The organism is Anaerococcus sp. HMSC075B03 (genome assembly GCF_001815585.1).
Classification (GTDB): domain Bacteria; phylum Bacillota; class Clostridia; order Tissierellales; family Peptoniphilaceae; genus Anaerococcus; species Anaerococcus vaginalis.
The window spans coordinates 1-9,796 of the sequence record NZ_KV821202.1; the positions used below are offsets into that span (position 1 = coordinate 1).

General features: G+C 29.8%; 7 protein-coding genes and 4 pseudogenes. All 11 read left to right on the forward strand.

Going from position 1 to position 9,796, the window contains the following annotated elements; genetic code table 11:
• A pseudogene (locus HMPREF3045_RS07605) lies at positions 1–229 on the forward strand (hypothetical protein); the annotation flags it as partial.
• 599 nt (positions 230–828) lie between these two features.
• A complete protein-coding gene (locus HMPREF3045_RS09135) occupies positions 829–960 on the forward strand; it encodes an N-6 DNA methylase (protein ID WP_218970143.1) in 132 nt (43 codons plus the stop codon).
• A gap of 129 nt (positions 961–1,089) precedes the next feature.
• Entirely contained in the window at positions 1,090–2,439 is a 1,350-nt protein-coding gene (locus HMPREF3045_RS07615) for a hypothetical protein (RefSeq protein WP_070738388.1), read from the forward strand.
• Positions 2,440–2,760: 321 nt separating this feature from the next.
• A complete protein-coding gene (locus HMPREF3045_RS07620; RefSeq protein WP_070738390.1) occupies positions 2,761–3,981 on the forward strand; it encodes an ATP-binding protein in 1,221 nt (406 codons plus the stop codon).
• A 468-nt stretch (positions 3,982–4,449) separates the two neighbouring features.
• Positions 4,450–4,869 carry a GNAT family N-acetyltransferase gene (locus HMPREF3045_RS07625; RefSeq protein ID WP_070738392.1) on the forward strand — a complete coding sequence of 140 codons (420 nt, stop codon included), beginning with the start codon at positions 4,450–4,452 and terminating at the stop codon, positions 4,867–4,869.
• A 41-nt stretch (positions 4,870–4,910) separates the two neighbouring features.
• Positions 4,911–5,396, forward strand: a pseudogene (locus tag HMPREF3045_RS07630) (NUDIX hydrolase).
• Between the two features lie 256 nt (positions 5,397–5,652).
• Positions 5,653–6,411, forward strand: a pseudogene (locus tag HMPREF3045_RS07635) (Abi family protein).
• Between the two features lie 116 nt (positions 6,412–6,527).
• Positions 6,528–7,163 (forward strand): DUF6037 family protein, encoded by a 636-nt coding sequence (locus HMPREF3045_RS07640; protein WP_070738394.1) that lies wholly within the window; start codon positions 6,528–6,530, stop codon positions 7,161–7,163.
• Between the two features lie 72 nt (positions 7,164–7,235).
• Positions 7,236–7,298: pseudogene (locus tag HMPREF3045_RS09535) on the forward strand (23S rRNA methyltransferase); the annotation flags it as partial.
• A gap of 442 nt (positions 7,299–7,740) precedes the next feature.
• Positions 7,741–8,595 (forward strand): hypothetical protein, encoded by an 855-nt coding sequence (locus HMPREF3045_RS07645; protein WP_070738396.1) that lies wholly within the window; start codon positions 7,741–7,743, stop codon positions 8,593–8,595.
• Between the two features lie 191 nt (positions 8,596–8,786).
• Positions 8,787–9,308, forward strand: a complete 522-nt coding sequence (locus HMPREF3045_RS07650; protein ID WP_070738398.1) for a hypothetical protein — start codon at positions 8,787–8,789, stop codon at positions 9,306–9,308.
• The last annotated feature ends 488 nt before the right edge of the window (positions 9,309–9,796 follow it).

The window sequence follows — 9,796 nt, forward strand, 5'->3', positions numbered from 1 at the left end:
TGAAAGCATAGTTGATAAAGTCGTGGTGGGCAGAATTGACAAAGACGGAACAATTCATCCATATGACCTGAAATTCTATTTCAAAACAGGAGTTAAAGATAGTCAAGATTCTAATAACTTTAAAGATAAAAGAAAAAATGCCAAAGACAATGACATTAATAAATTGTGTTCCTACAAGAATGACGAGGATAAAAAATTATGTTCCCAAGCAAAAGACAACACACGTTGAGATGGTTGCATTGATTGCAAGGGACTAGTCCTGCAGCAAACAATATTGCAACGTCCATGTGAGAGGGTTCCGCAAAGCAAGGCGAAGACGTAGCTGAGCGGCTTAGCCCGGACCACTGAGGCTCTAGTATTGATGACAAGGGAATAGATACCTAAGGGTTCTGAAAGCCTTGAAATCAATAGGTTTATGAATTTTAAACTAGATAATTATATGATTATTTTTTTAGAATAAGTGTTCAAAAATATCTTTCAAATACTTACTTGTAGCAACACTATAAATATTATGAAAGGGTCGTGTCAAAACTTTGGATATTTTGTTAGATTGTGTCAACGGTATGGATGGAGATAAAGTCGGTTTGTAAGTGAAAATTTAATATATGGTATTAATAAAAAATGTGAAAAATAGTAATAAATTCAATTTGTTTTTGATGGATGGTAAAGTAATAGGACGAATTAATTGCACACTGGCTAATTGGACTGGATTAGCTTTTAAAGTGCCTAGAACTCATCTATATAAATGTAAAGAGAACGGTGAAATAGTTGATGATACCCTTAAAAAAACCGGATATTTAATAGGCCTTCTTATGCTACAGGTTTTATATTGGGGATGCATTCTTATTACATGATTTATATCATTTGAAGCAATATGGTATTATGACTATAGTTTTATCTCATGGAGTATTATTTAGAGGGAATGCTGATGGAGAAATAAGAAAAAATCTGATAGAATAAAATAAATACAATTATGGAGTTGATAAGTCTATTTGGAATGAGATTCCAATTTATAAGTTGCATATGATAACAAAGGGATTTGGTTTATTTGATATTATAGAGCGTATATTCTAACTAAGGAGGCGGCATATGGATTTAAGAGATTTTAGAAAGTGGTTATTGGAAAAAAAACTTCAAGAAGATGAATTATTTATAGAGTCGATAAATTGTTATAATACAAAAGCATACAGAGCAAGCTATCTTTTTTCATATTTAGCTTTTCTTAGAAAGATAACTAATGATGTATTAAAATATAATGGAATTCCTGAAAAGTATTGTTCATCTATTTCAGATGAAAACGAAAGAAAGAAAAAATGGATAAAAGAAATAGAACACTTGAATAATGATGATAAATGGGAAAATAAAATATTTGAATTGATGGACACTGGAAGTGAAAGGAACATATTTAAGATTCAAGATAATAATAGAACCATATTACAGGATATGAAACATTTGAGAAACTCTGCTGCTCATAATAAGAATCGTAATATTTATGAAAATACAATTTTATCACTTTGGGATAATATTGTATATCTAAACGAATTGTATGTAGTTGGCGGGTCTCTAGAAATGTGGATTAGAAAATTAGATGAGATAAGCAAATATAGTAATTTATTAAAATCGGATATAACAAAACTATCTAATGAGTTATATAATGATTATTTTTTATTTCCTAATGGTTTAAAAAAGAAGGCATTCAAGTATATATCAGATAGAACGATAAAATTATTTAAACCTGACTTATTTAATATTTTTAATAAAGATCAATGTTCGGATGAAGTGTTAATATTGATTTTTGAAAAAATATTTTCAATAAACAATGCCGATGAATATAAATGGGTTGTTCCTAAATTAGAGGTTTGTTTAACTGTTTGCTTAAAAGAATATAGAATTAATTGTGAAGAACTTGATTATTTGGATGCGTTTAAAGATTTAGGAAATATTGAGATTTTTGATGATAAATCAGAACAAGTTATAATCAGATTTTATAACAAAATTTATAATAAGTTTAAAAAATCTAAAGATAATATCATAAAGTATTTTGTTAGAACAATATATAGAAATAGAGAACTTGAATTCAAAGAATTAATAATTGATGATTATAATTTATTGAAGGATGAGACTTTAATTTCAATAATGTTACATAAAATAAAAAAAATATATACTTATAGAAATTCAATTAATAGAATAGTAAACACCAGTACTTTTGATTACGTCTGTTTTTCAGACTACTTATCTATTATTTCATTACTGTTTAGGATATATTCATCCATGAGTAATGAGGATTATGAAAGTCTGGATGAGAAATTGAAAAATGGCTTGGATGATTTTATCGGTAGATGTGAATTATTATTAGAAACTAATTATAGTGATTCAGAAAATGGAATGCTATCAATGAAAGGAGATATTGAGAAGTTAAAAAATAGTATAATAAAATAAATTAAAAAGGCATCTACTTGAGTAGATGCCTTTTTAATTTTGATTTTTAAGGAGCAATATAGACATAATTAAAAAAATAATTGGAACAATTAAATCAAGGGATAAGCCAAATGATAATATATCTGATAATAGGCATAGATATATTACAGGCATATTATCAAGTGGAATGTATGCTAATAGTGATATTGCTTAACAAACTTTCGCATATTTAATTTTACGTCTAAAATAAGATTAAATAATATATTAGACTATAATTATTATTGATTTACTAATTAATCTCGTCTATAATAAGATTAAACAGTAAAATAGACGGAGGAACGCATGTATTTAAAAAGAGCAATTGAAGATAAATTAAAAGAGACTATTAAACACTATCCAGTAATCTTAGTTACTGGGCCAAGACAGGTTGGAAAGACAACTCTATTAAAGGAGATATCTAAAGATACTCATAAATATATAACTATGGATGATTTGATGCAAAGAAAATTGTTAGATGAAGATTCAAACTTATTTTTTAAAAACAATTCTAGTGCTTTATTATTAGACGAAATTCAATATGTTCCTGACGCGTTTCAAGCAATAAAGCTTAAAGTGGATGATCATGGAAAGCAGGGATACTATTTATTAACAGGTTCGCAATCTTTTTCTTTGATGGAACATGTGTCTGAAAGTTTGGCGGGGAGAATAGCAATTTTCCAATTGCAAGGTTTATCTTTAAGAGAAATCTTTAAGGCTGAGTTTAATAAGTGTTTTATTCCTAATGAAGAATATTTTTCAGAGAGAGAAAAATCTTTAAGTGTATATGAAGATATTTGGTCATATATTCACAGAGGATATATGCCTAAATTAAACATCAATGAGGATATGGATTGGAATATTTACTATCAATCATATGTGCAAACCTATATCGAAAGAGATGTAAGGCAGATTACTAAAGTAGGTGACGAGAAAACTTTTATGGATTTTATGATTTCAATAGCATCTCGTTCGGGTGAATTATTAAACTATAATGCCATAGCTAAAGACATAGGGGTAAGTTTGGATACAGTAAAAAGATGGACTTCAATACTAGAAACGTCTGGTATTATTTATTTACTTTATCCATACTCTAATAATCATTTGAAAAGGGCCATAAAAACTCCAAAGGTATATTTTATGGATACAGGGTTATTATGCTATTTAACTAGGTGGTTAACCAAAGAAACTCTTCAATTCGGTGCGGCTGCAGGCAATGTATTTGAAACTTTCGTAATATCTGAAATAATTAAAAGTTATTATAATGCCGGAATATCTAAACCAAGCTTATATTTTTATAGAGATAGAGATCAGAAAGAAATAGACTTAATTATTGAGCATGGAAAAGATTTGTACCCTATAGAGATTAAAATGACTGGAAAGCCTGAAGCGAAAATGGCAAAGAATTTTTCTATATTAAAAAATTTATCGAATATGAATGTTAAGGCAGGAGTAATTCTGTGTCAATACGATAAAAAAATATGGCTAAAAGATGATTTGATTTCAGTACCTATTGAGTATTTATAGTAAAATCTTTTAAAAAAATGTATGGGAATTAAAATTGAAACGTTGAATGCTATATTAGTAATAAAATTAATTGAAGGAATAGAGATAAATTGAATTACCATAATAGTTGAATTTAAGTAAGGAATAAAAATAGAAGTAAAATAAATTAAAGACTCTACATATAAGTAGGGTCTTTTTTTGTGTATAATAAAGTTAATAATTTTGTTTATGATGATGTGGGTTTAGATTATGGAGCAAAATATGATTACTTTGACATGTTTTCGAATACGACATCAACGTAAAAAAGCCCCATGATATGTTTGCCAATACGAGGAAAATATAAAAAAATCAATGATATGTTTACCAAAACGTAAAAATGGACTTTTTACTCATAGTGTTGACTCGAGGCATGTGGAGATGATAGTATTGATGTCCAAAAAGTAAGAATTTGAATTTATAATATAATAGGAGTTTATCTGGAGGTTATGAATGGATTACAAGGAAATATACGCTTCACAAATTGATCTTTTGTGGGAACTTCAAAAGCAATATAAAGCAGAAATAGGAGAGGATATACCGAATGATATATCCAAGAAACGTCTGAAAGATGCAATCAGCAAAGGGGAAATATTATTTTTCGGAGCATGGGAAGGTGATGCATTGGTAGGCTGCTGTTCAATAACAGTTGGTTTTTCAACTTTTGACTATATGCCAAGTGGAATATTTGAAGATTTTTTCATATGTCCTGACTTTCGTCATAAAGGAACAGCACGCCAACTAGTCCAATTTGCATATAGGTCAAGTTCTATAAGTTCAATGACTGTTGCTTGTGCACAATGCGATATACAAATGTATAAATCACTTGGATTTTCAATTCGGCTTGGAAACCTGTTTGCATTTGAACCATAAGTTACGGTTCTTAGATGAGAAAGTATATAAAGGAGAAAACTATGGAGCATAATTGCGCTATCATTAACGATAAAAAAGCTTTTAGATATAGAGCAGCAGCTATCATAGTCGAAGAAGGTTATGTGCTATTTGCAAGAAATGATGAGGACGACTATTATTACTCAGTCGGCGGAGCGGTTCACATAGGTGAGACATCAGAAGAAGCCGTGAAGAGAGAAGTATTTGAAGAGACAGGTGTTAATTACGAGGTAGACCACCTTGCCGTCATACACGAGAATTTCTTCATCGGAAGCTCTGACTTAAAAGGAGTAGACTTTCATGAGCTTACATTCTACTATATGATGAAGCCTATGGGCTAAAGAGACTTTACAAGCCAAAGCACTACAGAGTCAGGCACTAAAGAGACAATGCATTGGGTGCCTATAGATGAGCTTGATAAGCGCAAGGCATATCCGACATTTCTTAAAGAATATCTTAAGTCGGAGCATAGTGGCATAGAGCATATAATTGCAGATCAAAGATATTAATGAAGCCCACCATTATGGCAAGAGCTTGTTCCATAAATATTATTTCATTAAAATTGACAAATAACTGCCAATGATATATTATTATAATTAACAGTACCCGACACGCCTCTTAACAATGCGGACCAAGTCGGGTCTTTTGATTATAAGGAGTAATAGCGTGAAGAAATCTCATCAAGCTCCCATAGATGTAAACGAGCAAATAGAAAATTTAATTTCTTTAGATTTACAAATAGAAGATAAAGATTATGCAAAAAGTGTGCTTAGCAGAGTATCCTATTATAGGATTGTCAAGGCTTATAGTATAACTTTAAAAGAAAATGAAAAGTACATAGAAGCAACTACTTTTGAAAATATAGTTGACCTATATTTATTTGATATTGAACTTAGACATATTTTGTTTTCGTTAATAGAGCATATAGAAGTTTATTTAAGAGCTGTAATTACTAATAACATTTCATTAAAATATGGGAATTTTGGATATAAAGATTTAAGCAACTATAAGAAAAAGAATTTTTAGAAGAGTACCCTAAAGGAATTAGAAAGAGAAATAAAAAGAAATAAGAAATCACCATTTATACATAACTTCGAAAAAAATTATGAAGGCGGAGAGATTCCATTCTATGCTGCGATAGAGGTAGCAAGTTTTGGCACACTTTCTAAAATGTACAAGAATATGGAGAATGAAGATAAGAAAGAGATTGCCAAAGAATTCGAGGTTGACTATATTTATTTAGAATCTTGGATTGAGAACTTGTCTTATGTCAGAAATATATGTGCTCATTATGGTAGATTGTATAGAGCTAAATTAACCAAGACTCCAAAGTTATATAAAGAATATTTAAACCAAGGAATATCTAATAATACTATTTTTGCTAGTATAATTAATCTTAAGATTCTAGCTGAAGATGATTATTACGATAAATTTCATGGTGACTTGTTGGAAATAATTAACAAATATCCATCAGCAGAATTAAATCACTTAGGGTTCATTCGTAATTGGCAAAGTATTATTTAATTTTTAAAAATAATATAAAATTAAATAATTACTAAACATATAGCTATTTAATAATGGATGTTCTACTTACATACTGGACGATTATTTGTTAAATATATGTGGGAGTATATAGAAACATGACTGAGAAAATTAGATTTGAAAATTTACCTAAATTGCTTAAAAGCATGAAACAAAAAGATTGGATAATAGATAGTTTTTTATTTAGATATAAAAAGGAAGACTATGCAGTAATTTTAAAGACTTATAACAAAAAAGAAAGAAAACCAAATAATTTTGCTGTTGCAAAGTTAGAATTCATTAAAACATCAGATGCTAGCAATTCAATACACGCTTATTGTGATTTTTATGAAGTTTCTTTTGATTCTGTGGCAGAGTTTGCTGATTTTTTTAACATAGAAATTAAAAATGCAAATAGAAATTTGTTTTTAGATTTTTCAAAAATATTTTCTAAATATATTCCTGATAAAAAAGTTGATAATAAGTCAGAATTATTATGTAAACTGCAAGGCTCAAGATGTGAAGGTAATGCTCTTGATTCTATATATTGTTACTATGTAAGGCGTAATGGAGAGACAGATGGCTTATCTAATGTTAGAACTATAGAAAATAGTAATAAAGCTCGTACATTAAGATCTTTCTTATATGGGAAGTATAAAGAAGACACAAATCTTAGTTTCTTTTTCTCTCCTAATCCTGAGGACGAGAATTCCGATGAGGAAATTATTTCAAGGGTTGCTAGTAGATCTTATTAAAATTAATTAACATATTCCCACATACGAGGCTTACTTAAAAAATTAAAATTTATCCATACTGACCACTCAAGGCATGTGGAGACGGTAGCACTTTTGTCTAAGCTTGATGTCGATAAACACATAAGTGTTAAAATATAGCTGGATTTGACAAGTGCTGAATTAAGGCAAAATATAAGCAAATCAAAAAGATGTACTGTTTGGATGATAGAAGTGCAGAATGAACAAAAAAATTACTAGCATTTATGATATATGTAGAAGATAAAATCAAGTAATATTGTTTGACGAAGAAATAAATCAATAATTTATTCATTTTGAAAAAGTGAGTGGATTATTGGAGAAATTTGTTTATTTTGCAATTATCATTATGACAATAATTACAAGAGAGTATACAAAGTCTTTAATTCGACGCGGATGAATTTAATGACCTATAACATATTCAGGGTATTGATCGTAGCATTTTTAATTAGATATATTTTTTGTATAGTATAAAAATAATATGTGGTAAAACTATAGTGATGGTCTGTTTGATGAAAGTACCATAAAAAGTAATATTTTAGTTCCCCAACGAAGGAGGAAAATGCAAATGTTTAAGCGTGGCATAGGAATTGTAGCAATATTTATAATGATATTATGTTTAGGGGGTTGCAGAATGAGTGCGAATTACACAAACAATACGGAAACAAAGGACCAGAATGTGGTTTTAACCGACCAGCAGAAAGAGATATTAACAAAGGAAGAACTTCCGCTTGATTACAGCCAACTTACCGGCAAACAAAAGATTTATCTTAGTATGGCGGACGATATGCTGACATATGTAAATGAGAAATATGCGCCGTATGGAGTGCATTTTACATATATTGCCTATCATCATCCGGAACTGCTGGATAAGGAAGCGCGCAGCATATTGATTGTTCCCGACGGATATGACCCGGAAATTGATACGGTTGAAGTGTCGAAAAAGGATGGAAATTATGAGGACGACTATTTGGATTTTGCAGTACGAATTGAATTTGAAAAGTTGCTTAATAAACATTTTGCGGAGTTTTTGCCGGAAGAACAGTTTCGTGTGTATGTATCGAGTCTTGATTTTGGAGATGTGAAGACGGAAGAATTTACAAAATTGAATGAAGATTTTTTAATGCAGCACACTATTTCAAGGATAGGGGCTTACATCCTTATCTCGGATGAGATTTGTAAAACGGATGATGAACTGATGAAATTTACGACAGAGTTTTTTACGTGGATGAAAGAAAATAAGTTTTATGGCGGTCCGTGGGTGGAAGTGTGTAGAAACGAAAGATTTACATCTTCTGAACATAAGGATTTTTCGGAGGTAAGGGAAGGAAGAATAGCATTTGCGCTTGGAACTGTTCGCAAAGGTCAAGAATTTGATATTGAAATACGTGGCAGTGTTGAGCAAGGAGGAAAATAACAATGAATGGTAACGTATTAACAGATGAAGAATTGATGCTGTTAGAGCAAAATAGAAAGCTATAATCAGAGGAAAGTTAACACTGATAAATTTCTAAAAATTTTCTTAAAATAATCAATAATTCAAATTCCAGTTTGTAGAACTCAGTAAAACAAATTCTGATTGATGTGGTAATAAAGGAGTGATATAAAATGATTTACGAACCCGAAAATCTAAAAAATAAAAGAGCAATATATGAAAAAAGAGATAAATGGCTTATCCGATTGGCCTTGCTATTTTGGGCGGTATTGCTATTTATTTATGTGAACATAGCTCCCTATGTAAAATCAACAATTGGCTTTTTAGGCGTTATCGTTGGTGGTATTGCCGTTATTTCTATTGTTTATTTCTTTACTGTATTCTTTGTTTTAATGCTTAGAGGACGTCAATTCAGAAAAATGAATAACGATATTGTAAAAGAATATCAAGAAAATAAAAACGGAGAAATCTTTTTAGAGAAACTTCTTGCAATGGATATGAAGCCTAAAGATATGAAAGATGAAATGATATGGTATCTTAATATTGCAACTGCATTTAATGTATTAGGTAAACGAAATGAATGTATTGCTTTATTTAAACAATTAGAAGAAGTTGCAACAGAGAAAGAGAAAGAATATATTCAAAATAGCATCAAATTTGTTCAAGAACAATCAGAAAAAGACGATACTCATTAAGAGTTACAATAAAATTAAGAAAGACGGGAGATAGTCAGATGTTTTGTACTATTCCCCATGTTATTTTTAGTGTAATATCAAGGCTCATTCAATCGTGGTAAAATAAATGGTTTTCTATACTTTAAAACGCTTGAGAGTGTGGTATTGATGTCAATGAAATAGAATAACAAGATATAAAAGTGTTGAAACAGGTGGCTTTTAGGATATTTTAAAGAAATCTTAAAAGCTATTTTTCTATTATATCTAAAGAAATATTTATGCGAGTCCAAGAAGAAATGGATAGACGAGCTAATATGGTAAGTGGCAAAGGAAAGAGAAGAATTAATTCAAGCAAATACAGACTTTCAAGTATTGTCTACAACTCTAAAAGCATTAAATTAAAAGAAATAATAAAAAAGAATATTTAAAAAGCCATCACGGGTGATGGAAGTAGCCAGATAGAAGAAATAGAAGAAATCACAATAAGAGCAAACGAAAAAGAAATACTT